We start from the raw sequence: 23657 nt of genomic DNA on the forward strand, positions 1-23657 counted from the left end.
GGACGGGGACGCGGACCCGCAGTTCCGGGCCTGTCGACGCACCTGAGTGGTGGGTTAGGGTGACGGCCGGTCGGCAGGCGGGGATAGGGATCTACGTGGTGACACGGGTGGAACCAGCCGATGTGGACAGAACCGGCGCGGCGGTGGGCCGAGCGCCGGGGCCCCGCCCGATCCTGTGGGACAGCACCGCCGTCCTCGCGCTGCTGTGCCTGCTGCCGATCCTGCACGACGTCAAGACCATGCTCGGCGCGCCGTACTGGCTCGACGAGGCGTGGGTCGCGCTGTCCGTCCGGTTCCCGCTGGGCGACCTGCCGGTCACCACGTCGTCCAGCCCGCTCGGCTGGAGCTTCCTGCTGCGGCTGGTGCCGGACCCGGACGACCTGCGGCTGGTCACCCTGGCGTTCCAGGGGCTCGCGGTCGTGGCGGCGTACGGGCTCGGCAGGTCGCTGCGGTGGTCGACGCCCGGCCGGGGCGTGGTGGCCGGCGCGGCCTGCGCGGCGGCGGTCCTGCTGCTCCCCGCCCAGCAGGTGCGCCACGACCTCAAGCAGTACACCGCCGACGCCGCCGTGGCCGTGGGCGTGCTCGCCCTGGTCGCCTGGGTCGAGCAACGGTGGTCGCGGCGGCGGCTCAACGTGCTGACCGCCGCCGTCGCCGCGGGCATGCTGGTCAGCCACGTCACCGCGATCGTGGCGCCGTGCGCGTTCGGCGGGCTGCTGCTGGTCACCACGGTCCGGCGGCAGTGGCTACGCCTGGTCGAGGTGGCGGTGGCCGGGCTCAACGCCGGGCTGGTGCTCACCGGCGTCTACTTCGGCATCTCGATGCAGGGCCGCAACGTACCCATGCAGCAGTTCTGGGCCGGCAACTTCCCCGGCGTCACCGAACTGCCCGGCTACCTGGCACGGCAGGTCGACACGCTGATGCCGGTGGTCGGCGCGCCCGGGCTGGTGGTGGCCGCGCTGCTCGTGGCCGGCACGCTGACGCTCCGCCGACACGGCCGGCCCGCCGCCGCGGTCGCCGTGATGCTCCTGCCGGTGGTCGCGACGATCGTCGGCGTCGCGAAGGTCTATCCGCTGCTGGAACTGCGTACCTCGCACTTCCTGCTCGTCACCGCCGCCGCGGTGGCCGGGCTCGGGGTCGCCGGGTCGGCGAGCCGCGCGGCCGACCTGGCCTGCCGCCGGCTCCCCCGGGTGCGGCCCGCCGTCCTGGCCGCGGCCGCCTGCGCGGTAGTGCTCGGGGGGTACGCGGCCGGCAACAGCCACTGGTACCGGTTCGACGGGAACGAGCCGGGGCTCTACTACACGGCGATCGCCGTCACCGACGTGCGTTCGGCGACCGAGTACGTGGCCCGGCACCGGCTCCCGAACGACGTCGTGGTCATGAACAACGCGGCCTGGTACGGGTTCGCGTTCTACTCCCGGCACGAGCGGCTGCGACTGGTGGTGCCGCACGGCAACACGGTGGGCTGGTGGGTCGACATGCCCGACCGGCCCGACGTCGTGGTGGTGCCCGGCCACGACACCACTGCCGTGCAGGCCGGTCTCCGGCACGCAGTCGAGCTGGCGGCCGAACGCGGCGACGGGGCGCGCGTCTGGCTGATCCGCTCGCACGTCGTCGGCGACGAGGTGGACGCCTGGCGGCAGGCGCTCGCCGCCTACCGCGTCGAGCAGGTCACCGGCGGGGTCGAGCCGGTCGTGCGGATCAGCGCCGCATGACGCGGCGCGGCGGTCAGCTGCCGCGCTGCCACAGGTCGCGCAGGGCGTCCCAGTCGCCGTCCACACCGTCCTTGCAGAGCGTCTCGATGTAGAAGGCCCCCTGCATGTCGTCGGGGTCCCACCAGACGCCGCAGATCGCCCGGCCGTCCTCGCCCTCGAAGGCGTACTCGACGTAGCTGCCGGGCTTGCCGGTCACCCCGCCCTTCGTGGTGCTCGCCTCGCGCAGCCCCGGCGCCAGCGAGCCGCCGGCCAGGTTGAGCTGCTGGCGGTACGCCCGCGCGGTGTCCTTTTGCTTCTGTCCCGGGTAGAGCGTGAAGTGCAGCCACGCGCCGCCGTAGTGGCAGAACACGTGCCCCTTCTCGTCCGCCGGCAGCTTCGGTGCGCCGGGCTGGTCGTAGACGGTGCAGCCGCCGATCCGGGTCAGCCAGGGCTCGACCAGCGGGGCCAGCTCACCCTCGAACTTGGCCTTGTTGATGGCGAGCTGCGTGGCCTCGTAGGGCGGCAGCGACGGGCTGGCCGACGGCGTGGGCGTCGCGGCCTCCTTCTCGCGCCCTGCGCCGAGGAAGAACCCGGCGGTGCCGGCGACCAGGGTGAGCACCAGGGCGCCGACGATCGAGATCCAGTCGCGCCGCTTCGGCGCCGGCTGCACCGGGGCGATCCGGCGTCCGCCGGACGGGTCCAGCGGGTCGGTGGCCACCGGCGCCGAGCCGACGGCGGGTGGCGCGGAGACGGCGGACGTGGCGGGGACCCCGGAGGCCGCGGCGACGGCGGCCGGGGACATCGGCGCGCCGGAGATCGGCTGAGCCGCCATCGCCCAGGGTTGCGGAACCCACGGCAACTGGGACGGCGGGGAGACCGGGGCGGCGGCCGGTGGCGGCGGGAGCATCTCGGCCGTCGGGGTGCGCTGGTAGTCCATGCCGAGGCTGCGGAACAGCCGCTCGGCCGCACCCTCCTCTTCGGACGGGTACGCGATCCAGGGCTCGGCGGCGGCGAAGTCGGCGTTGACGTACCGGTGGCCGCCGGGGGTCTGGGCCAGCACGTTCGCCGCGTTGGCGAACGCCTCCCGCCAGCGCTGGTCAGCGGCGGCGGCGCCTTCGAGGACGGCGACGGTGACCGGGCGGTCCTGCCCGTCGAGAGCCGCCCACGCCCGGCCGACCTGGCACTCGCCCAACGTCTCGGTGAACCTGTACGGCCCCTCCGGCTGCATGCCCCACTCCTCTGTTCACCCGCCGTGCGGATAGTACAGAGAGCACGCTCATCGGACCTCCCTGCGGTCGCGCGACGCTTGCGCTCTGAAAGTTTTCATGCATAGAGTCGGCTCGTGAATGAAAGCGGTGCGGCCTCCCCTGACCGCCTGCTCGACCTCTTCCACGGCGTACGGCTCACCCCGACGCAGCGCCGCATCGCGCACTGCCTGGTGCGGCACGCGGGCGCGGCGGCGTACCTGTCCGCCGCCGAGGTGGCCGAGCTCGCAGGCGTCAGCCAGCCGTCGGTGACCCGGTTCGCCATGGCGCTCGGCCACGACGGCTACCCCGCGCTGCGCCGCCGCCTGCGCGAGCTGGGCGCGCGCGACGCCGCCGACCAGGACCGCGCCGGGAACGCCCTGCAACGGGCGGTGCACGCCGAACGGGACAACCTCGACCGGCTCGCCGCGCAGCTCGCCGACGCCGACCGGGTCGCCGAGGTGGGCCGCCTGCTCGCCGCCAGCCGCCCGCTGCCGGTGCTCGGGCTGCGGGCCGCCGCGCCGCTGGCCGCCTACTTCGCCTACTTCGCGGCGAAGGTGCACCCGGACGTACGGGTGTTCGACGACGGCGGCAGCATGCTCGTGGACCGCCTGGACCAGGCGGTGGCGGCCGGCGCGACGGCGATGCTCGCGTTCGTGCTGCCCCGCTACCCCCGGGAGACCCTGGAGGCGCTGCGCGAGGCCCGGGACGCCGGCCTGACCGTCGTGGCGATCACCGACTCGCCGGTCAGCCCGGCCACCGAGCACGCCCAGGTGGTGCTGCCCGCCGCCGTCGGCGCCGACCTCGTCTTCGACCTGCACACCGCACCGATGACCCTGGCCATGGTGGTGCTCCAGGCGATCTGCGACGCCGCACCGGCCGAGACCCAGGACCGGCTCGAGGCGTTCGAGTCGTCCGCCGCCCGCCGCCAGTTGTTCCTCGGCTGAGAGGAGTACGAGATGCACCAGCCCGTCCGCGCCGCCCGCGGCGTCACCCGCACCGCGAAGGGGTGGCCGCAGGAGGCCGCCCTGCGGATGCTGATGAACAATCTCGACCCGGAGGTGGCCGAGCGCCCCGACGACCTGGTGGTCTACGGCGGCACCGGCAAGGCGGCCCGGGACTGGCCGTCGTACCACGCGCTCGTGCGCACGCTCACCGAGCTGCGCGACGACGAGACGATGCTGGTGCAGTCCGGCCGGCCGGTCGGCGTGATGCGGACCCACGAGTGGGCGCCGCGTGTGCTGCTGGCCAACTCGAACCTGGTCGGCGACTGGGCCACCTGGCCGGAGTTCCGCCGCCTGGAGTCGCTGGGCCTGACCATGTACGGGCAGATGACCGCCGGTTCGTGGATCTACATCGGCACCCAGGGCATCCTCCAGGGCACGTACGAGACGTTCGCCGCCGTCGCCGCCAAGCGCTTCGGGGGCACGCTCGCCGGCACGCTGACGCTCACCGCCGGCTGCGGCGGGATGGGCGGGGCGCAGCCGCTCGCCGTCACCATGAACGGCGGCGCCTGCCTGATCGTGGACGTGGACCGGTCGCGGCTGGACCGCCGGGTGCACGACCGCTACCTCGACGAGGTGGCCGACTCGCTGGACGACGCCATCGAGCGGGCGCTCGCGGCCAGGCGGGACCGGCGGGCGCTCGGCGTCGGCGTGGTCGGCAACGCCGCCGCCGTCTTCCCCGAGCTGCTGCGCCGGGGCGTAGCGATCGACATCGTGACCGACCAGACCAGCGCGCACGACCCGCTGTCGTACGTGCCGGAGGGCGTGGACCCGGGCGACGCGCGGGACTACGCGGCGGCCAAGCCGGCCGAGTTCACCGACCGGGCCCGCGCGTCGATGGCGAAGCACGTGGAGGCGATGGTCGGCTTCCTGGACGCGGGCGCGGAGGTCTTCGACTACGGCAACTCGATCCGGGGCGAGGCCAAGCTCGGCGGATACGAGCGGGCGTTCGACTTCCCCGGGTTCGTGCCCGCGTACATCAGGCCGTTGTTCTGCGAGGGCAAGGGCCCGTTCCGCTGGGCCGCGCTCTCCGGCGACCCGAAGGACATCGCCGCCACCGACCGGGCGATCCTCGACCTGTTCCCGGAGAACGAGTCCCTCGCCCGGTGGATCCGGATGGCCGGCGAGCGGGTCGCGTTCCAGGGTCTGCCGGCGCGGATCTGCTGGCTCGGCTACGGCGAGCGGGACCGGGCCGGGGTGCGGTTCAACGAGATGGTCGCGTCCGGCGAGCTGAGCGCGCCGGTGGTGATCGGCCGGGACCACCTGGACTGCGGCAGCGTGGCCAGCCCCTACCGGGAGACCGAGGCGATGGCCGACGGCTCCGACGCGATCGCCGACTGGCCGCTGCTGAACGCGCTGGTGAACACCGCCAGCGGCGCGTCGTGGGTGTCGATCCACCACGGCGGCGGCGTCGGCATCGGCCGGTCCATCCACGCCGGGCAGGTCTGCGTGGCCGACGGCAGCGAGCTGGCCGGCCAGAAGATCGAGCGGGTGCTCACGAACGACCCGGCGATGGGCGTCATCCGGCACGTCGACGCCGGTTACGACGACGCCCGCGCGGTGGCCGAGCGCACCGGCGTCCGCATCCCGATGGCCGAGTAAGGAAGGGCCCCTTGTCAACGCATTCTGCATGGGAAGGGTCCCTTCCTAACCGGTTCCGGGAGCTGTGGGACGAGATCGCGCCGATCGGGCGCGACGAGGGCAGCGGCGGCTACCTGCGCTACGCGCTGACCGAGCCGGAGCTGCGGCTGCGGGAGTGGTTCCACAACCAGGCCGACGCCCGCGGGATGCCGGTTCAGCAGGACGGCAACGGCAACCTGTTCGCCTGGTGGGGCGACCCGGAGGCCGGCGACGCGGTGCTCACCGGCAGCCACTTCGACTCGGTGCCGCACGGCGGCGCGTACGACGGTCCGCTCGGCATCGTCAGCGCGTTCCTCGCCGTGGACGAGCTGCGGGCCGCGGGCATCACCCCGGAACGGCCGGTGGTGGTGGCCGCGTTCGTGGAGGAGGAGGGCGCGCGGTTCGGCGTACCCTGCCTGGGGTCGAGGCTGCTCACCGGCGAGATCGACGTCGACCGCGCGGCCGGGCTGCGCGACCAGGCCGGGACGACCTTCGCGCAGGCGCTCGGCGAGCGGCCGGCGGGCGCCGACCCGGCGCTGCTCGGCCGCTTCGCGGCCTTCGTGGAGCTGCACGTCGAGCAGGGCCGCGCGCTGGTCGACCAGGACGCGCCGGTCGCGGTGGCCTCCGCGATCTGGCCGCACGGCCGGTGGCGGTTCGACTTCACCGGCGAGGGCAACCACGCGGGTACGACAGGGATGGCCGACCGCCGTGACCCGATGCTCACCTACGCGTTCACCGTGCTGGCGGCGAACAAGGAGGCCCGGCTGCGCGACGCGCACGCCACAGTGGGCCGGGTGTCGGTCGAGCCGAACGCCACGAACGCGATCCCGTCCCGGGTCACCGGCTGGCTGGACGCGCGGGCGGCCGAGGCGGAGACGCTGTACGGTCTGGTCGAGGCGGTACGCGCCAAGGCCGCCGACCGGGCCGGCCGCGACGGCACCGCGCTGACCTGCACCCAGGAGTCGGCGACCCCGCTCGTCGCGTTCGACCGCGGGCTGGCCGACCGGCTGGTCACGCTGCTCGGCGCGCCGGTGCTGCCCACCGGCGCCGGGCACGACGCGGGGGTGCTGGCGGCGCACCTGCCCACCGCGATGCTGTTCGTGCGCAACCCGACCGGGGTGTCGCACTCCCCCGCCGAGGCGGCCACCGACGCCGACTGCGCCGCCGGGGTGACCGCCCTGGCCCGGGTCCTGGAGGAGCTGGCATGCCGCTGACCCGCTGGCTGGCCGAGTACGCCTGGCTGCCCGACCGCGCCGAGCCCACCCGGGACGTGCTGATCGAGGCGACCGACGGGCGGCTCACCGCTGTCACCCCGCTGACCGGGGACGGTCCGCCGACCGCCGGGGTGGAGGTGCTCGACGACGCGGTACGGCTGCCTGGGCTGACGGTGCCCGGCCTGGCCAACGCCCACTCGCACGCCTTCCACCGGGCGCTGCGCGGGCGCACCCACGACGGGCGCGGCGACTTCTGGTCCTGGCGCAGCCTGATGTACGCGATCGCGACCCGGCTCGACCCGGACACCTACCTGGCGCTGGCCCGCGCCGTGTACGCGGAGATGGCGCTGTCCGGGATCACCTGCGTGGGCGAGTTCCACTATCTGCACCACGGTCCCGGCGGCACCCCGTACGACGACCCGAACGCGATGTCCGCAGCGCTGGTGGAGGCCGCCGCGCACGCCGGGATCCGGCTCACGCTGCTGGACACCGCGTACCTGGCCGGGGGCGTGGACGGCGCGCCGCTGACCGGGCCGCAACGCCGGTTCGGTGACGGCGACGCGCTGCGCTGGGCGGCGCGGGTGGACGCGTTCGGGCCGGCCGACGACCACGTCCGGCTCGTCGCGGCCATCCACTCGGTGCGCGCGGTCCCGGCCGAGCAGCTCGCCACCGTAGCGGGCTGGGCCGACCGCAACGGGCTGCCGCTGCACGTGCACCTGTCCGAGCAGCCGGCCGAGAACGACGCCTGCCGGGCGGTGCACGGCTGCACCCCGACGCGGCTGCTGGCCGACCACGGCGTGCTCGGCCCGCACACCACAGCGGTGCACGCCACCCACCCGACCGCCGCCGACGTGGCGCTGCTCGGCGACAGCCGTACCCGGGTCTGCGTCTGCCCCACCACCGAGCGCGACCTGGCCGACGGGGTCGGCCCGGTGCGCCGGATGGCCGACGCGGGCAGCCCGCTGAGCCTGGGCAGCGACAGTCACGCCGTGGTGGACCTGTTCGAGGAGGCCCGCGCGCTGGAGATGGACGAGCGGCTGCGTACCCGCCGGCGGGGGCACTTCACGCCGGCCGAGCTGCTCGGCGCCGCCACCGTCGGCGGGCACGCCGCGCTGGGCTGGGGCGACGCCGGCCGGTTCGCCGTCGGGCAGCGGGCCGACCTGGTCACGGTACGGCTGGACAGCGCCCGCACCGCCGGGGTGCCGCCGGCCGGCGCGTTCTTCGCCGCCACCGCCGCCGACGTGACGAGCGTGATCGTGGACGGGAGGCCGGTGGTGGACGGCGGCCGGCACCTGACCGTGGACGTGCCCACCGAGCTGCGGGACGCGATCGCGGCGGTGACCGCGAAGGAGGACTCGTGACGCGCGGCAGCCTGGTCGTCGACCACATCGGCGAGCTGGTCACGAACGACGGCCGCGACGGCGACCCGCTGGGCATCAGGCGCGACGCCGCGCTGCTGGTCGAGGACGGCCAGGTGGCCTGGATCGGGTCGGCCCGCTATGCGCCGGCCGCCGACCGGCGGATCGACGCCGGTGGCGCGGCGGTGCTGCCCGGCTTCGTGGACAGCCACGCCCACCTGGTCTTCGCCGGGGACCGGGCCGCCGAGCTCGCCGCCCGGATGGCCGGCGAGCCCTACACCGGCGGCGGCATCCGCACCACTGTGGGCGCCACCCGCGCGGCCTCCGACGACGACCTGCGCGCCACTGTGGGCCGGCTGCGCGCGGAGATGCTGCGGCAGGGCACCACCACCGTCGAGATCAAGAGCGGGTACGGCCTCACCGTCGCCGACGAGGCCCGCTCGCTGCGCATCGCCGCCGAGTTCACCGAGGACACCACGTTCCTCGGCGCGCACGTGGTCCCCGCCGAGTACGCCGACCGCCCGGACGACTACGTGGGCATGGTCTGCGGGCCGATGCTCGCCGCCGCCGCGCCGTACGCCCGCTGGATCGACGTGTTCTGCGAGCGGGGCGCGTTCGACGCCGACCACGCGCGGGCGATCCTCGCCTGCGGGCAGGCCGCCGGTCTGGGCGTACGGCTGCACGCCAACCAGCTCGGCCCGGGGCCGGGCGTACGGCTCGGCGTGGAGCTGGGCGCGGCCAGCGTCGACCACTGCACCCACCTGACCGACGCCGACGTCGACGCGCTGGCCGGCTCGGAGACGGTCGCCACGCTGCTACCGGGCGCGGAGTTCTCCACCCGGTCGCCGTACCCGGACGCCCGGCGGCTGCTCGACGCGGGCGTGACAGTCGCGCTCGCGACCGACTGCAACCCCGGCTCGTCGTACACGTCGTCGATGCCGTTCTGCGTCGCGCTCGCCGTACGCGAGATGCGGATGACCCCGGCGGAGGCGGTGTGGGCCGCTACCGCCGGCGGGGCGGCGGCGCTGCGCCGCACCGACGTGGGGCGGCTGACCCCCGGGGCACGGGCCGACCTGATCATCCTCGACGCCCCGTCCCACCTGCACCTGGCCTACCGGCCGGGGGTGCCACTGATCCGCCAGGTTCTGCACAACGGAGTGCCGCGATGACCACAGTGACCATCCTGTCCACCGGGGTCACCCCCGCCGACGTGCTCGCGGTGGCCCGCGGCACCGCCAAGGTCGTGCTCGACCCGGCCGCCACCGAGGCGATGGCGACCTCCCGATCCATCGTGGACCGGATCGAGGCGGCCGGGCGGCCGGTGTACGGCGTCTCCACCGGGTTCGGCGCGCTCGCCAACACGTTCGTCGCACCGGAGCGCCGGGCCGAGCTGCAGCACGCGCTGATCCGCTCGCACGCCGCCGGGGTGGGCGCGCCGATGCCGCGCGAGGTGGTACGCGCCATGATGCTGCTGCGGGTCCGCTCGCTGGCGCTCGGCCGCTCCGGCGTACGCCCGCTGGTCGCCGAGGCGCTCGTGGACCTGCTCAACCACGACGTCACCCCGTGGGTGCCGGAGCACGGCTCGCTCGGCGCGTCCGGCGACCTGGCGCCGCTGGCGCACTGCGCGCTGGTGCTGCTCGGTGAGGGCTGGGTGCTCGGCCCGTCCGGGGAGCGCGTCCCGGCCGCCGACGCGCTGCACCAGGTCGGGCTGAAGCCGGTGTCGCTGGCCGCCAAGGAGGGGCTGGCGCTGATCAACGGCACCGACGGCATGCTCGGCATGCTGCTGCTGGCCGTCTCCGACGCCCTGCTCCTGTTCGCCATGGCGGACGTGACAGCGGCGCTCGCCATCGAGGCGATGCTCGGCTCGGAGCGGCCCTTCCTGCCCGAGCTGCACGCGATCCGCCCGCATCCCGGCCAGGCCGCCTCGGCGGCGAACATCCACCGGCTGCTGCAGGGCTCGGCGGTGATGGACTCGCACCGCGACGACCTGGCGCACGCGGTGCAGGACGCGTACTCCATGCGCTGTGCCCCGCAGGTCGCCGGCGCGGCCCGGGACACGCTCGACTTCGTCGAGGTGGTCGCGGGCCGGGAACTGCTGTCCGTGGTGGACAACCCGGTGGTGCTGCCGGACGGGCGGGTCGAGTCGACCGGCAACTTCCACGGCGCGCCGCTCGGCTTCGCCGCCGACTACCTGGCCATCGCCGCCGCCGAGGTGGGCGCGATCGCCGAACGCCGGGTGGACCGGCTGCTGGACGTCACCCGCTCCCGGGAGCTGCCCGCGTTCCTGTCCCCCGACGCCGGGGTGAACTCCGGGCTGATGATCGCCCAGTACACCGCCGCCGGGATCGTGGCGGAGAACCGCCGGCTCGCCGCGCCCGCCTCGGTCGACTCGCTGCCCACCAGCGGCATGCAGGAGGACCACGTCTCGATGGGCTGGGCGGCCACCAAGAAGCTGCGCACCGTGCTGGACAACCTGACCAGCCTGCTCGCGGTGGAGCTGCTGGCGGCCGTACGCGGGCTCCAGCTCCGCGCCCCGCTGACGCCGTCACCGGCCGGGCGGGCGGCCGTCGACGTGCTCGGCCGCACGATCGGCGAGCCGGGACCGGACGTGTTCCTCGCGCCGCTGATGGAGGCGGCGCGCGACGTGGTACGCGGCCCGGAGCTGCGCGCGGCGATCGAACGGGAGATCGGCCCGCTGGGCTGATCTCAGGTGGCGGGCGGGAGCACCTTCGCGACCAGCTTGGCCAGCTCCCGCAGCGCCTTGCCGCGGTGGCTGACCGCGTCCTTCTCCTCGGGCGTCAGCTCCGCGTTGGTGCGCTCCTGCCCGTCGCCCAGGAAGATCGGGTCGTAGCCGAAGCCGCCCTCGCCGCGCGGCGCGCGCAGCAGCCGGCCGGACTGGCGGCCGTCGACCAGGTGCTCCTTGCCGCCCGGCAGCACCAGCGCGACGGTGCAGACGAACGCCGCGCCCCGGTGCTCGTCCGGCACGTCGCCGACCTGGTCCAGCACGAGCTGAAGGTTGGCGTGGTCGTCGCCGTGCCGGCCGGACCAGCGGGCGCTGAACACACCCGGCATGCCGTTGAGCGCGTCCACCGCCAGCCCCGAGTCGTCGGCGATCGTCGGCAGGCCGGTACGCCGGCAGCCCTCCCGCGCCTTGATCAGCGCGTTCTCGCCGAACGTGAGGCCGGTCTCCGGCAGCTCCGGGTACTCCTCGACGTCGTCGAGGCCGAGCAGCGCGATCCGGTGCGCGCCGAGCGCGCCGTCCAGGATCCGCTGCAGCTCGACGAGCTTCTTCCGGTTCCGGGTGGCCAGCAGGACCTTGTTCATGACGAGAGCGCCTTCCGCTGCGCGTCGGCCAGTTCCAGGCAGCCCGCCACGCCCAGGTCGAGCAGCGCGTCGAGCTGATCGCGGGCGAAGACACCCGCCTCGCCGGTGCCCTGCACCTCGACGAAGTCGCCGGCGCCGGTGCACACCACGTTCATGTCGACCTCGGCGGTGACGTCCTCGGCGTAGCAGAGGTCGAGCATCGGCTCGCCGCCGATCACCCCGACGCTCACCGCCGCCACCGAACGGTGCATCACCTTCTCCACCTTGCCGGCCAGCGCCTTGCGCTCGGCCAGCCAGGTCACCGCGTCGTGCAGCGCGACGTACGCGCCGGTGATCGCCGCGGTCCGGGTGCCGCCGTCGGCCTGGAGCACGTCGCAGTCGAGCAAGATCGAGTTCTCGCCGAGCGCCTTGAGGTCCACGCAGGCGCGCAGGCTGCGGCCGATCAGACGGGAGATCTCATGGGTACGCCCGCCGACCTTGCCGCGCACGCTCTCCCGGTCCGAGCGCGTGTTGGTGGCCCGGGGCAGCATCGCGTACTCGGCTGTCACCCAGCCCAGCCCGGAACCCTTGCGCCAGCGCGGCACGCCCTCGGTGACGCTCGCCGTGCAGAGCACCCGGGTCGCGCCGAACTCGACGAGCACCGAACCCTCCGGGTGCGTGCTCCAGCCCCGGGTCAGGGTCACCGGTCGGAGTTGGTCGGGCTCCCGCCCGTCAGGTCGCGCCATGCCTGCACCCTATGCGGTGCGGTGATCGGATCGTCCGCGGGTGTCCGCCGACACGGCCCGGCCGCCGCCGGGGTCACACGTCGTAGCAGGCGCCGGGCCGCACCACGTCCAGCGGCCCGGCGTACGCCCCGGCCGCCGCCTCCACCGTCTGCGACTCGCTGCCCCAGGCCGGTACGAGATGGGTGAGCAGCAGCCGCCCCACGCCCGCCTTGGTGGCCGCCTCGCCCGCCTCCCGGCCGGTCCGGTGCAGGTCCGGCGGGTTCTCCACGCCGTCCATGTAGCTCGCCTCGCAGAGGAACACGTCGGCGTCCTGGGCCAGGCGCAGCAACGCCTCGCAGGGCGCGGTGTCGGCGGAGTAGCAGAACACCCGCCCGCCGTGCTCCAGCCGCACCCCGTACGTCTCGACCGGGTGGTTCATCCGGTCGACTGTGACGCTGAACGGGCCGATCGGGAACGTGCCCGGCTGGAGGCCGTAGAACTGGTAGACGTCCTCCACCGAGCCCTCCTCCTGCCCGTACGCGGCGGCCAGCCGGTCGGGCGCGCCGGAGGGGGCGTACATCGGCAGGGGCGGGTACGGGCCGTCCGGCGCGTACCGGCGCACCACCACGTAGGACACGGCGTCGAACATGTGGTCGCAGTGCAGGTGGGTGAGGAGGACCGCGTCGGGGGCGTGCAGCCCGACGTAGCGCTGGAGCGTGGAGAGCGAACCCACGCCGAAGTCGATCAGGAGCCGGAAGCCCTCGGCTTCCATGAGATAGGCCGAGCAGGGCGATTCGGGGCCCGGGAAGCTGCCCGCGCAGCCGAGGACGGTCAGTCTCATCCGGTGGCCTCGATCTCACCATGAGTAGTCGATGCGCCGGCGGCGACGCCGCCGATGATCTCTACCGACGCGCTCGCCACGCTGCGCAGCCTACGCGCCGCCCCGGTCGGGCAAGAATCATCTGCCGGAAGTTGTCATCAACGTGACACCCATACACGTCCGCTCCGGGCAGGCGCGGCGGTCCGGCCGGCGGGGACATCACCGGCCGGACCGGCCGCCGGACCGTCAGGCCCAGAGCTGACCCTCCAGCGACTCCTCCGCGTCGGCGAGAGTGCCGCCGTACGCGCCGGTCGACAGGTATTTCCAGCCGCCGTCGCAGACCACGAACGCCACGTCGGCGCGGCGGCCGTCGCGGACCGCCTCGTGCGCCACCGCGAGCGCGGCGTGCAGGATGGCGCCGGTGGAGAACCCGGCGAAGATGCCCTCCACCTCGACGAGCTGCCGGGTCCGCAGCACGGCGTCCCGGGTGCCCACGGAGAAACGGCGGGACAGCACACCCGCGTCGTACAGCTCGGGCACGTAGCCCTCGTCGATGTTGCGCAGACCGTAGACCAGCTCGCCGTACCGCGGCTCGGCCGCCACGATCTGGATGCCCTCGACCTTCTCCCGCAGGAAGCGGCCGGTGCCCATGAGCGTGCCGGTGGTGCCCAGCCCGGCCACGAAGTGGGTGATGCCCGGCAGGTCCTGCAGCAGCTCCGGCCCGGTCGTCTCGTAGTGCGCCCGGGCGTTCGCCTCGTTGCCGTACTGGTAGAGCATCACCCAGTCCGGGTGCTCGGCGGAGATCTGCTTCGCGGTCGCGACGGCCTGGTTCGAGCCACCGGCGGCCGGCGAGAAGATGATCTCCGCGCCGTACATCCGGAGCAGCTGCACCCGCTCGGTGGAGACGTTCTCCGGCATCACGCAGACCAGCCGGTAGCCCCGCAGCTTCGCCACCATGGCCAGCGAGATGCCGGTGTTGCCGCTGGTCGGCTCCAGGATCGTGTCACCGGGACGGAGCCGGCCGGCCTCCTCGGCCGCGCGCACCATGTACAGCGCCGCGCGGTCCTTGATGCTGCCGGTCGGGTTCCGGTCCTCCAGCTTGGCCCAGAGCCGCACCGGCGGCGCCCCGGCGGGAACCGTCGGCGAGAGGCGGGGCAACCCGACCAGCGGGGTGCCACCGCACGCGTCGAGCAGGCTGTCGTACCGCGCCATCGCGGGCCCCCTCAGCGGGCGGCGCGCGTGGAGACCGCGTGCGAGGCGATCGCCGCGGCGGCCGCGAAGCCGAACGCGCCACCGGCCACGGCCGGCAGGATGGTCACGCTGTCGCCGTCGTTGAGCTTGGCGTCGAGCGCGCCGAGGAAGCGGACGTCCTCGTCGTTGACGTAGACGTTGACGAACCGGTGCAGCACGCCCGCGTCGGTGACCAGGCGGGCCTTCAGGCCGCCGTGCCGCGAATCCAGGTCGGCGATCAGGTCGGCGAGCGTGTCGCCGCTGCCCTCGACGACCTTCGCGCCGCCGGTGTAGCTGCGCAGGATGGTGGGGATGCGAACCTCGATGGCCATGATGTCTCGTGCTCCTCGTTCGGGATGGTGCCAGGTGACGGGAAAAGGAAGGTGCCGGCGCTGAAGATCAGCGGTCGGAACACTCGTAGTCGACCGTCGCCGGGCTCTGCCCGAACATGTAGGACTGGACGGCGTTCGGGTCCACGGCGGCATCCACGATCTTCACCGGTTCCTCGGTGATCACGCCGTCGACGATCCGGAAGGAGCGGATCTCCTCGGTGTCGGGCTCGCGGGTCGAGACGAGCAGGTAGTGCGCGCCCGGCTCGCCGGCGAAGGAGACGTCCGTGCGGGACGGGTAGGCCTCGGTCGCGGTGTGCGAGTGGTAGATCACCACCGGCTCCTCGTCGCGCTCGTCCATCTCCCGCCACACCCGCAACTGCTCCATCGAGTCGAACTCGTAGAAGGTCATGGAGCGGGCCGCGTTGTCCATCGGGATGTGCCGGGTCGGGGTGTCGCTGCCGACGGGGCCGGCGACCACGCCGCACGCCTCGTCCGGGTGGTCCCGACGCGCGTGGGCGACGATCGCGTCGATGATCGACCGGTCGATGCTCAGCACGCCACCAGCCTAGCCCCTGGCCGGGCCGGGCGGCGAGGTGGCAACCGTCACCACTCAGTCGATGAGCGCGTTGAGCAGGGACTCCTGCAGATAACCGAGGTAGGCGTAGACCGACAGTTGGAACACCCGGGACGAACCGGGGTCCTCGGCGACCGCGTCGTCGAGCTCCTCACCCAGGTCGGTGCCGTCCTTGATCTCCAGGCGTACGCCCATCGCCAGCCGGGCGTCGTTGAGCGCGCGCAGCCACGCCTCGGCCGCCTCCGCGTCGAGTCGCACCTCGCCGCCGGAGTCGCCGTCGGGCAGGGCGGCGAGGATCGCGCCCGCCTGGTCGATCTTCCCGGTCTTCAGATCGCCCTCGGTGTAGCGGCGGAACTCGGCGGTGCCGGCGTCGTCGTCCGGGTAGACGTCGGGGAAGAGCCGGCCGACCACCGGGTCACCGTGGTCGAAGCCGTCGGTCAGCAGCCCGACCACCTCGGCGGCGACCTTGCGCAGCACCCGGACCTCGTCGACGGCGAACGTCGCCACGTAGTGGTCGCCCCGGCGGCGGAACATGCTCATGACCTCTCCACCGTCGCCCAGAGACCGTACGCGTGCAGCTGCGCCGCGTCGTGCTCCATCCGTTCCCGGGCGCCGGTGGACACCACGGCCTTGCCCTTGTGGTGCACGTCCAGCATGAGCCGCTCCGCCTTCTCCCGGCTGTATCCGAAGAGCTTCTGGAACACCCAGGTCACATACGTCATCAGGTTGACCGGATCGTCCCAGACGATGGTCACCCACGGCCGGTCGGAGACCGGCACCTCTTCGGTGTCCGGCGTCTCGACCGGCGCAACCTGTGGAGCCGCCATGCCCCCCATCGTGCCACCGGATCCGGGGAACCGATGAACCGGAACGCCGCGGCGGCCGTCGTCACCCACCCGGGCCGCGTACGCGAGCCCGGGTCGCGGTGTGCCCGCGCCGTGGTCAGGCAAGCAGGATGCCGTGGTCGACAGCATCGGCGAGCACCCCGGTCAGCGAGAGACGGATCACCTCGAAGCGGCGGGACACCTCGCGGGACAGTTCGAGTTCGACCTCGCGCAGCGCGCGCTGGGCCCAGGACCGGGCGGCGTTCGGGTCGTTGTTGTCGGTCGCCCGCCAGTGCTGCCAGCAGCCGCCGTTGAGGGCGACGCCCACGGGCGGGAGCATCTCGTCCCGCTGCCCGCCGGGCAGCCCGGCCAGGGCGTCGAGAGCGCCTTCGCCGGTCAGCGCGGCGACCCCGGCCGTGCTGGTGACCAGGAGGACCCGGTCCAGCTCCCGGCCGTCCGGATGGTCGGCCAGGCTACAGCGCACCGCGTGCGCGATCCGCCCGCGTACGCCCTCTGCCAGCGGCGCGCCGAAGACCCGGGCGGCGGCGGCGTCGACGAGACCGCGGACGGCCTCGTCGCACTGCGCGGTGGCGAGCAGCGACAGCGCCTCCAGTTCGCGGTCGAGCATCTGCGGCAGGCCGGCGCAGCCGACCCCGAAGACGATCTCCTGCACCACCCGCAGGTGGATGTTCGCCAACTCCAGGGCGAGGTGCTGACGGATCCGGCGGGCGCAGGCTCGTGACCCCCTGTCGATCCGGTCGGCCAGCTCGCCGGGCTCGACGCCGGCCAGCACCGGCACCCGGCCGTGCGCGCCGGCCGGCACCGGCGGGCTTGCGCTGCCGCGGCGCAGTCCCTCGTCGGCGGCCCAGCCGACCAGGGCACGCCGCAGGTGCGGCAGCTCGGCCCGGCGGGCCGGGAACCACCGGGCCGGGGTGAGCGCCGGCACCGCAGCCAGCAGCGCCGCGCGGTGCGCCTCGATGGAGACCGACACCGGGTCGAGCCGGCGGGCGGACGGACCGGTGGCCTCCGCCGCCGGGCCGTCGGCCGACGCGGTCCAGCCGGTCGTGCCGGGGGTGACGGCGAAGAACACCTCGACCCGGGCACGCGCCATCTCGGCGAGCAGGTGCAGCTCGGCCGCGCTGAACGCCTGGTCGGCGGAGATCACGAAGAGCAGCGCGCCGGCCCGGCCGACGGCGTCGCGCAGCACCCGGCCGCCGGCCACGCCGAGCGTGCCGGTGTCCGGCGTGTCGACCACGGCGAAGTGCCGCAGCAGCGGGTCGGGCAGGCTCAGCTCGACCCGGCGTGGCGGCCGGGCCAGCGCCGGGCCGGTCGCCATCGGGTCGGCGCCGTAGGCGTGCGGCTGGCGGTAGCCCGGGACGTACGCGGCGCGGGTCGCCTTCTCGGCGTGCTGGACCAGCAGGTTGCTTCCCGCGGGCACGGCGAGCGTCGCGGAATCGATCCCGAGCAGGCCGGCGATCACCTCGCGCCGGCCGGCGCCGGCCGGGCCGGCGACGACCACGGCCATCGGATCGTCCGGTCCGGGCGTGGCCGCCCCGAGCCGGGTCGGCAGCGGGGCGCACCCGGGTGGGCCGGCCTGACGGCGCGGGTCGGGCACGTCGACCGAGGGGAGTGGACCCGGCGTCATCAGGTGGCCTCCCGGTCAGGCGACCGGGGTGCCGGTCGCGGCTTTTCCCTGGTTGCAGGGGCTGTCGGAAGAGTACGGCTGTCGGCCATCCGACAACGAACACCTCCGATACTCATGGGTAACGGCCAGATTACTCAACTTCACTGCGTAACGGCCCGCACGCGGACGGAACACGGTCGATATGCTGCTCCGATGAGTAGGTGGGAGTTCGTCGGCCGTAGGGATGAACTCAACCGTCTGTTGTCGACGATCGGCCGACCCGGAGGGCGCGGGTTGCTCTTCAGCGGCGACGCCGGGGTCGGCAAGAGCCGGCTGCTGCGCGAGGGCGTCTCCGAGCTCTCCCCCGAGCGGTACGCGATCTGGTCCATCGCGGCCAGCGCCACCACCGCCGCGCTCCCCTTCGGCGGGCTCGTCCAGGTGCTGCCCGCCACCCAGCCGCAGGGGCTCTCCCCCGCCGGAATCCTGCGCTGGGCCGTCGACGTGCTGCAGGAACAGGCCGCCGGCCGGCCCATCGTCCTCGCCATCGACGACGCGCACCTGCTCGACCCGCCCTCGGCCGCGCTGGTGCACCTGGTCGCCCGCTCCGAGAACGCCACAGTCATCGGGACGCTGCGCAACGGCGAGCAGATCCCGCTGCCGATCCGCGCGCTCTGGACCGACGACCTGGTCGAACTGGTCGAACTGGGCCCGCTCGGCCGCAGCGAGACCACCGGTCTGCTCGCCGCCATCCTGGGTGGACCGGTCGACGCCGGCTCCTCCGACCGGCTCTTCCAGCTCTGCGCCGGCAACCCGCTGCTGCTGCGCGAGCTGGTCCTGGCCGCCGACGACGAGCTGCGCCGCACGTACGGGATCTGGACCTGGACCGGGCGGTTGGAGCTGGCGCCCAGCCTCACCGACCTGATCGACACCCGGATCGGGCAGCTCACCCCCGGCGTCCGGGCGGTGGTCGAGCTGGTCGCCTTCGGCGAGCCGCTGGGCCTGCAACTGCTGGAACGGGCGGTCGACCCGGCGGACGTGGAGACGGCCGAGGAGCGCGGGCTCATCACTCTGATCCACGACGACCGGCGGCTCAACGTCCGTCTGGCGCACCCGCTCTACGGCGAGGTGATGCGCCGGCACTGCCCGGTCAGCCGCACCCGCCGGCTCCAGGCCACCCTCGCCGGGCTGCTGGAGCAGGTCGGCACGCGCCGCCGCGACGACCTGCTGCGGGTCGCGGTGTGGCGGCTCGACTCGGGCACGGCGCAGGACGTCGCCCTGCTGCTCGACGCGGCGGTCCAGGCGTTCGGCCGGTACGACGTGCCGCTGGCCACCCGGCTGGCCCGCGCCGCGCTGGAGGCCGGCGGCGGCACCGACGCGGCCGAACTGCTGGCCACCATCCTGATGTTCGGCGACCGGCCGGACGAGGCGATCAGCGTGCTCGACCAGGTCGCCGGGGAGATCCACGACGACCGCCGGCGCAGCCGGTGGCTGACGGTCCGGGGCATGGTCAGCTACTGGGGACTCAACCGGGAGTCCACGGTGGAGGAGATCGCCGCGCGCGGCGAGGAGCTGCGCGACCCCGCCGACCGAACTCGCGTACGCGCGTTCGAGGCCATCATGCGACTGCACCGGCTCGACGTCGACGTCGCGGTACGGCTGGCCCAGGAGGTGCTCGACCGCCCGGCCGCCCCGATGGCCGCCCGGGAGCTGGCCCGCTGCACGCTGGCCCACCTCCAGGCCGCGCAGGGGCAGTATCAGCGCAGCGCCACCGCGATCGCCCGGGTCCAGGCCGAGGCGGCTTGCTGGCGGGCCGACATGCCCTACCTCCAGCTCGCCATGGAGCTGGCCCGGGGCACCCGGCTGACGCTCTCCGGCGACCTGCCCGGCATCGACGCGTTAGTCGCCGACGAGTTCGCCGACCTGGCCGGGGCCGGTGACTTCCGGCTCGGCACCGGCTACCTGGCCATCCTCCAGGCGTACGCGGCGCGGCTGCGCGGGCGCGGCGACGAGGCGCTGCGGACCAGCCTGGAGGCGTGCGCGGTGCTCGCCACCAGCCGCGTGTACGCCGGGCTGGCGCACGCCGAGCGCGCCCAGGCCGCCGCGCTGCGCGGGGACGTGACGCACGCGGCCGACGCGATGGCCGAGGCGGACCGGACGCACGCCCCCGGCATGGCCGTGCTCTATCCCTGGCTGGAGCAGGCCCGGGGCGCGGTCCAGGCCGCGACGGGTGACCTGCCGGCGGCCACCAAGCACCTGTGCGCGCTCGCCGACCGGCTGCGCGAGGACGGCCTGGCCGGGCACGAGCTGCTCGTCCTGCTCGACCTGGTCCGGTTCGACCAGGCCGCCGCGCCGGTCGGCCCGACCTGCACCGACGGCGGCCGCCGCACCGTGGCGCAACGCCTGGCCGAGCTCTCCGAGCGGGTCGACGGCGTGCTGCCGCCGCTCGTCGCCCGGTTCGGCCGGGCCGCCGCCGACGGCGCCCCGGACGCCCTGCTGGCCGTCGCCGACGGCTTCGCCGACCGCGAGCTGACCGTGTACGCCGCCGAGGCGACCGCCATGGCGCTGCACCGGACGCGGAACGCCCGCGCCGGCGCCACCGGGCCGGTCCGGGAACGCCTCGCCGACCTGCTGCGCCGCTGCGACGAGATCTCCACCCCGGCGCTGCGGCGGCTCCGCCCGACGCTCAGCGACCGGGAGTGGGAGGTCGCCCGCCTGGCCGCCGACGGGGTGACCAGCCGGGCCATCGCGGAGCGGCTGTTCCTGTCCACGCGAACGGTGGAGAACCACCTCCAGCGCGTCTACAGCAAGCTCGGCGTCGCCGGGCGCGGCGAGTTGCGGGCCGCGCTGTGGTCGATGCCGGGGCACGACGGCACGGAGCCGGACTGAACTCTAGGCTGGAGCGGTGAGCACCCTTCGCCCCGCGCTGCTGACCGACCACTACGAGCTGACCATGGTCAGCGCCGCGCTGCGTGACGGCACGGCCGACCGGAGCTGCGTCTTCGAGGTGTTCAGCCGGCGGCTGCCGGCCGGGCGCCGGTACGGGGTGGTCGCCGGCACCGGCCGGTTGATCGAGATGATCCGCGACTTCCGGTTCGACCCGGCCGAGATCGACTTCCTGCGCCGTACCGGTGTGGTGGACGACCGGGCCGCGCAGTGGCTGGCCGACTACCGCTTCACCGGCGACATCGACGGCTACGCCGAGGGCGAGCTGTTCTTCCCCGGCTCCCCGATCCTCACCGTGTCCGGCACGTTCGCCGAGTGCGTGGTGCTGGAGACGCTCGTGCTGTCGGTGCTCAACCACGACTGCGCGGTCGCCGCCGCCGCGGCCCGGATGGTCACCGCCGCACGGGGGCGGGCGCTGATCGAGATGGGCTCCCGCCGCGCGCACGAGGAGGCTGCCGTCGCCGCGGCGCGGGCCGCGTACCTGGCCGGGTTCCGGTTCACCTCCAACCTGGCCGCCGGGCAGCGCTACGGCATCCCCACCGCGGGCACCGCCGCGCACGCCTTCACGCTGCTGCACGACGACGAGCGGGCCGCGTTCGCGTCCCAGGTCGCCACGCTGGGCAAGGACACCACGCTGCTGGTCGACACGTACGACATCGCCCAGGGCATCCGCAACGCGATCGCGGTGGCCGGGCCGGAGCTGCGGGCGGTCCGGATCGACTCCGGCGACCTCGCGGTGATCGCCCAGCAGTCCCGCGAGCTGCTCGACTCGCTCGGCGCCACCGAGACGAAGATCATCGTCTCCGGTGACCTCGACGAGTACGCGATCGCCGCGCTCGCCGCCGAACCGGTGGACATGTACGGCGCCGGCACCGCCGTGGTGACCGGCTCCGGCGCGCCCACCGCCGGACTGGTCTACAAGCTGGTCGAGGTGGAGGGACGGCCGGTGGTCAAACGCTCCGAGCACAAGGCCACCATCGGCGGCCGGAAGGTCGCGGTCCGCCGGCACAAGCCGACCGGGACCGCCACCGAGGAGGTCATCGTGCCGCAGGGCGTGCCGGACCGGCAGCCCAACGACCGGCTGCTCCAGCGCTCGTACGTGGTGTCGGGCGAGCCGGAGACACTGCCCACGCTGGAGGAGTCGCGGGACCACCTGCGCCAGTGCCTGATCTCCATCCCGTGGGAGGGGCTCAAGCTCTCCGCCGGCGACCCGGCCGTCCCCGTCACCGTCGTACCCGCGAGCTGAGGAGGAACCCGATGGCGAACGCCCTGATCATCGTGGACGTGCAGAACGACTTCTGCGAGGGCGGCTCCCTCGCGGTCGGCGGCGGGGCGGGAGTGGCCGCCGGGATCTCCCGGCTGCTCGCCGCCGAGCCGGACCGGTGGGACCACGTGGTCGCGACGAAGGACTACCACATCGACCCGGGCGCGCACTTCGGCGACCCGCCGGACTACGTCGACTCCTGGCCCCGGCACTGCGTGGTCGGCACCTCCGGCTCCGAGTTCCACCCCGAGCTGGCGACCGACCGGGTGGAGGCGATCTTCCACAAGGGCGAGCACGCGGCCGCGTACTCCGGTTTCGAAGGCCATGCGCCCGACGGCGAGTGCCTGGCCGACTGGCTGCGCCGGCACGACGTGGACCAGGTCGACGTGGTCGGCATCGCCACCGACCACTGCGTGCGCGCGACCGCGCTGGACGCCGCCCGGGAGGGCTTCCGGACCACTGTGCTGCTCGACCTGACCGCCGCCGTCGCGCCGGACACGCTCGACGTGGCGCTGCGGGCCCTCGACGGCGCCGGGGTGACAATGGTGGGCGAGCCTGTGATCGCCACCGCTTGACCCGGTAATCGCTTGCGGGTGTCGTACCCCGGCCCCAGGATGGCGCCGGAGGTACGGACCGTCGTGAACCTGAAGCCTTACCGGGAGGCGCTCGCCCTACCCGGTGTCCGATCGTTGCTGCTGGTGTCGGTGCTGGCCCGCGTGCCGCTCACCGCCACCGGGGTGACGCTCACCTTCTACGTGGTGCTCGACCTGGGCCGCGGCTACGGCGCCGCCGGCCTGGTCGGCGCCGCGTCGACCATCGGCGCGGCGGTCGGCGCCCCGCTGCTCGGGCGGCTCATCGACCGCCGGGGACTGCGGCCGGTGCTGGTGCTCACCACTGTCGCCGAGGCGTTGTTCTGGTCCGCCGCGCCCACACTGCCGTACCCGGTGCTGCTGCCGGCCGCGTTCCTCGCCGGGCTGCTCGCGCTGCCGATCTTCTCGATGATCCGCCAGTCGATCGCCGCGCTCGTGCCGGCCGAGAAGCGCCGCCCCGCGTACGCGCTGGACTCGATGGCGATGGAGTTGTCGTTCATGGTCGGCCCGGCGCTCGCCGTCGCCCTGGCCACCGCCGTCACGCCGCGCCTCACGCTGTGGGCGGTCGGTGCCGGGATCGTCGGCTCCGGCATCTGCTTCTGGCTGCTCAACCCGCCGGTGCGGGCCGCCGACGAGCAGACCGGGCCGCAGCGCCCGGTGCACCGCCGCGAGTGGCTCACCCCGCGCCTGCTCGCCGTGCTGGCGGTCAGCCTCGCCGCCACCCTCGTGCTCGGCGGCACCGACGTCGCAGTGGTCGCCGTGCTCCGCTCCGGCGGCGAGGTCGGCTGGACCGGCGTGGTGCTCGCCGCCTGGGCGGTCGCCTCGCTGGTGGGTGGCTTCGCGTACGGCGCGGTACGCCGCTCGTTCTCCCCGCTGGCGCTGGTGGCGGTGCTGAGCCTCGCCACCATCCCGGTCGGGCTGGGCGGATCGCACTGGTGGCTGCTCTGTCTCGCGCTGATCCCGGCCGGTGCGCTCTGCGCGCCCACCCTCGCGTCCACCTCCGACGCGGTCAGCCGGCTGGCCCCGCCCTCCGTACGCGGTGTGGCGATGGGGCTGCACGGCTCCGCCGTGACGGTGGGCATCGCGCTCGGCGCGCCGCTGGCCGGCGCGGTGATCGACGCCTCCGCGCCCGCGTGGGGCTTCGCGGTCACCGGCGCGATCGGGGCGCTGGTGGCGCTGGTGGTGCTCCCGATCGAGCTGCGCCACCGCCGCAACCCGATCCCGGACCCCGACCTGGCCCTAGCCTCCCGCTAATCCCCTCGGCCGGCGGGATCAGGAGTTCGTGTCTCCCGCGAGG

At 74.3% G+C, this 23657-nt stretch carries 21 protein-coding genes; 11 read left to right on the forward strand and 10 right to left on the reverse strand.

The window, feature by feature from the left end; translation table 11 throughout:
- The first annotated feature begins 107 nt into the window (after positions 1-107).
- Positions 108-1712: a hypothetical protein gene (locus tag BAW75_RS19520; RefSeq protein ID WP_146074861.1), complete on the forward strand. Its 1605-nt coding sequence runs from the start codon at positions 108-110 to the stop codon at positions 1710-1712.
- Positions 1713-1725: 13 nt separating this feature from the next.
- Here the strand turns inward: BAW75_RS19520 and BAW75_RS19525 are convergent, their stop codons facing one another.
- Positions 1726-2919 (reverse strand): hypothetical protein, encoded by a 1194-nt coding sequence (locus BAW75_RS19525; RefSeq protein ID WP_104114460.1) that lies wholly within the window; start codon positions 2917-2919, stop codon positions 1726-1728.
- 114 nt (positions 2920-3033) lie between these two features.
- Between BAW75_RS19525 and BAW75_RS19530 the strand changes: the two genes are divergently transcribed.
- The 6 genes from BAW75_RS19530 to hutH are packed head-to-tail and all read left to right on the forward strand — an operon-like array spanning position 3034 to position 10835.
- Complete coding sequence (locus BAW75_RS19530) at positions 3034-3882, forward strand: MurR/RpiR family transcriptional regulator (RefSeq protein ID WP_104114461.1); 849 nt, start codon at positions 3034-3036, stop codon at positions 3880-3882.
- Between the two features lie 12 nt (positions 3883-3894).
- Positions 3895-5541, forward strand: a complete 1647-nt coding sequence (gene hutU, locus BAW75_RS19535) for a urocanate hydratase (RefSeq protein WP_104114462.1) — start codon at positions 3895-3897, stop codon at positions 5539-5541.
- 11 nt (positions 5542-5552) lie between these two features.
- Entirely contained in the window at positions 5553-6773 is a 1221-nt protein-coding gene (locus tag BAW75_RS19540) for an allantoate amidohydrolase (protein ID WP_104114463.1), read from the forward strand.
- On the forward strand, positions 6770-8134 hold the full coding sequence (locus BAW75_RS19545) for a formimidoylglutamate deiminase (protein ID WP_167435590.1): 1365 nt from the start codon (positions 6770-6772) through the stop codon (positions 8132-8134). The genes BAW75_RS19540 and BAW75_RS19545 overlap by 4 nt, the downstream gene beginning before the upstream one ends.
- A complete protein-coding gene (gene hutI, locus BAW75_RS19550) occupies positions 8131-9300 on the forward strand; it encodes an imidazolonepropionase (RefSeq protein ID WP_104114465.1) in 1170 nt (389 codons plus the stop codon). The genes BAW75_RS19545 and hutI overlap by 4 nt, the downstream gene beginning before the upstream one ends.
- On the forward strand, positions 9297-10835 hold the full coding sequence (gene hutH / locus BAW75_RS19555) for a histidine ammonia-lyase (protein WP_104114466.1): 1539 nt from the start codon (positions 9297-9299) through the stop codon (positions 10833-10835). Before hutI ends, hutH begins: the two co-directional genes overlap by 4 nt.
- A 2-nt stretch (positions 10836-10837) precedes the next feature.
- On the opposite strand, the gene rdgB is transcribed toward hutH, so the two are convergent.
- From rdgB to BAW75_RS19600, 9 genes are all read right to left on the reverse strand, one after another.
- The gene (rdgB, locus tag BAW75_RS19560; RefSeq protein ID WP_043326198.1) at positions 10838-11455 is read right to left on the reverse strand and encodes an RdgB/HAM1 family non-canonical purine NTP pyrophosphatase; all 618 of its coding nucleotides are present in this window, start codon (positions 11453-11455) and stop codon (positions 10838-10840) included.
- Positions 11452-12180: a ribonuclease PH gene (rph, locus tag BAW75_RS19565; protein WP_104114467.1), complete on the reverse strand. Its 729-nt coding sequence runs from the start codon at positions 12178-12180 to the stop codon at positions 11452-11454. The genes rdgB and rph overlap by 4 nt, the downstream gene beginning before the upstream one ends.
- A gap of 73 nt (positions 12181-12253) precedes the next feature.
- Positions 12254-13000, reverse strand: a complete 747-nt coding sequence (locus BAW75_RS19570) for an MBL fold metallo-hydrolase (protein ID WP_104114468.1) — start codon at positions 12998-13000, stop codon at positions 12254-12256.
- A 225-nt stretch (positions 13001-13225) separates the two neighbouring features.
- The gene (locus tag BAW75_RS19575; protein ID WP_104114469.1) at positions 13226-14191 is read right to left on the reverse strand and encodes a PLP-dependent cysteine synthase family protein; all 966 of its coding nucleotides are present in this window, start codon (positions 14189-14191) and stop codon (positions 13226-13228) included.
- Between the two features lie 11 nt (positions 14192-14202).
- Positions 14203-14541, reverse strand: coding sequence for a MoaD family protein (locus BAW75_RS19580; RefSeq protein ID WP_030501846.1), 339 nt, complete (start codon positions 14539-14541; stop codon positions 14203-14205).
- 67 nt (positions 14542-14608) lie between these two features.
- Positions 14609-15097, reverse strand: a complete 489-nt coding sequence (locus BAW75_RS19585; RefSeq protein WP_104114470.1) for a M67 family metallopeptidase — start codon at positions 15095-15097, stop codon at positions 14609-14611.
- A gap of 54 nt (positions 15098-15151) precedes the next feature.
- Complete coding sequence (locus BAW75_RS19590) at positions 15152-15655, reverse strand: DUF2017 domain-containing protein (protein ID WP_030501848.1); 504 nt, start codon at positions 15653-15655, stop codon at positions 15152-15154.
- The gene (gene clpS, locus BAW75_RS19595; protein WP_030501849.1) at positions 15652-15942 is read right to left on the reverse strand and encodes an ATP-dependent Clp protease adapter ClpS; all 291 of its coding nucleotides are present in this window, start codon (positions 15940-15942) and stop codon (positions 15652-15654) included. Before clpS ends, BAW75_RS19590 begins: the two co-directional genes overlap by 4 nt.
- Before the next feature lie 115 nt (positions 15943-16057).
- On the reverse strand, positions 16058-17584 hold the full coding sequence (locus BAW75_RS19600; RefSeq protein ID WP_104114471.1) for a P-loop NTPase family protein: 1527 nt from the start codon (positions 17582-17584) through the stop codon (positions 16058-16060).
- A 192-nt stretch (positions 17585-17776) separates the two neighbouring features.
- On the opposite strand from BAW75_RS19600, the gene BAW75_RS19605 reads away from it, so the two are divergent.
- From BAW75_RS19605 to BAW75_RS19620, 4 genes are read left to right on the forward strand one after another with little or no spacing between them, the layout of a single operon-like run.
- A complete protein-coding gene (locus BAW75_RS19605) occupies positions 17777-20449 on the forward strand; it encodes a LuxR C-terminal-related transcriptional regulator (protein ID WP_104114472.1) in 2673 nt (890 codons plus the stop codon).
- Between the two features lie 16 nt (positions 20450-20465).
- Positions 20466-21752, forward strand: coding sequence for a nicotinate phosphoribosyltransferase (locus BAW75_RS19610; protein ID WP_043326210.1), 1287 nt, complete (start codon positions 20466-20468; stop codon positions 21750-21752).
- Positions 21753-21763: 11 nt separating this feature from the next.
- Positions 21764-22345 (forward strand): isochorismatase family protein, encoded by a 582-nt coding sequence (locus BAW75_RS19615; RefSeq protein ID WP_104114473.1) that lies wholly within the window; start codon positions 21764-21766, stop codon positions 22343-22345.
- Between the two features lie 39 nt (positions 22346-22384).
- Positions 22385-23614 (forward strand): MFS transporter, encoded by a 1230-nt coding sequence (locus tag BAW75_RS19620; protein ID WP_104114474.1) that lies wholly within the window; start codon positions 22385-22387, stop codon positions 23612-23614.
- Positions 23615-23657 lie beyond the last annotated feature (43 nt).

The organism is Micromonospora chalcea (genome assembly GCF_002926165.1).
GTDB lineage: Bacteria > Actinomycetota > Actinomycetes > Mycobacteriales > Micromonosporaceae > Micromonospora > Micromonospora chalcea.

Bases quoted from the DNA above. Each gene is read 5' to 3' on its own strand.
- BAW75_RS19590 (WP_030501848.1), bottom strand. From the start codon at position 15,655: ATGAGCATGTTCCGCCGCCGGGGCGACCACTACGTGGCGACGTTCGCC.
- BAW75_RS19575 (WP_104114469.1), bottom strand. From the start codon at position 14,191: ATGGCGCGGTACGACAGCCTGCTCGACGCGTGCGGTGGCACCCCGCTG.
- BAW75_RS19620 (WP_104114474.1), top strand. From the start codon at position 22,385: ATGGCGCCGGAGGTACGGACCGTCGTGAACCTGAAGCCTTACCGGGAG.
- BAW75_RS19570 (WP_104114468.1), bottom strand. From the start codon at position 13,000: ATGAGACTGACCGTCCTCGGCTGCGCGGGCAGCTTCCCGGGCCCCGAA.
- BAW75_RS19600 (WP_104114471.1), bottom strand. From the start codon at position 17,584: ATGACGCCGGGTCCACTCCCCTCGGTCGACGTGCCCGACCCGCGCCGT.
- hutH (WP_104114466.1), top strand. From the start codon at position 9,297: ATGACCACAGTGACCATCCTGTCCACCGGGGTCACCCCCGCCGACGTG.
- BAW75_RS19525 (WP_104114460.1), bottom strand. From the start codon at position 2,919: ATGCAGCCGGAGGGGCCGTACAGGTTCACCGAGACGTTGGGCGAGTGC.
- BAW75_RS19615 (WP_104114473.1), top strand. From the start codon at position 21,764: ATGGCGAACGCCCTGATCATCGTGGACGTGCAGAACGACTTCTGCGAG.
- clpS (WP_030501849.1), bottom strand. From the start codon at position 15,942: ATGGCGGCTCCACAGGTTGCGCCGGTCGAGACGCCGGACACCGAAGAG.
- BAW75_RS19605 (WP_104114472.1), top strand. From the start codon at position 17,777: ATGAGTAGGTGGGAGTTCGTCGGCCGTAGGGATGAACTCAACCGTCTG.
- BAW75_RS19580 (WP_030501846.1), bottom strand. From the start codon at position 14,541: ATGGCCATCGAGGTTCGCATCCCCACCATCCTGCGCAGCTACACCGGC.
- rdgB (WP_043326198.1), bottom strand. From the start codon at position 11,455: ATGAACAAGGTCCTGCTGGCCACCCGGAACCGGAAGAAGCTCGTCGAG.
- hutU (WP_104114462.1), top strand. From the start codon at position 3,895: ATGCACCAGCCCGTCCGCGCCGCCCGCGGCGTCACCCGCACCGCGAAG.
- rph (WP_104114467.1), bottom strand. From the start codon at position 12,180: ATGGCGCGACCTGACGGGCGGGAGCCCGACCAACTCCGACCGGTGACC.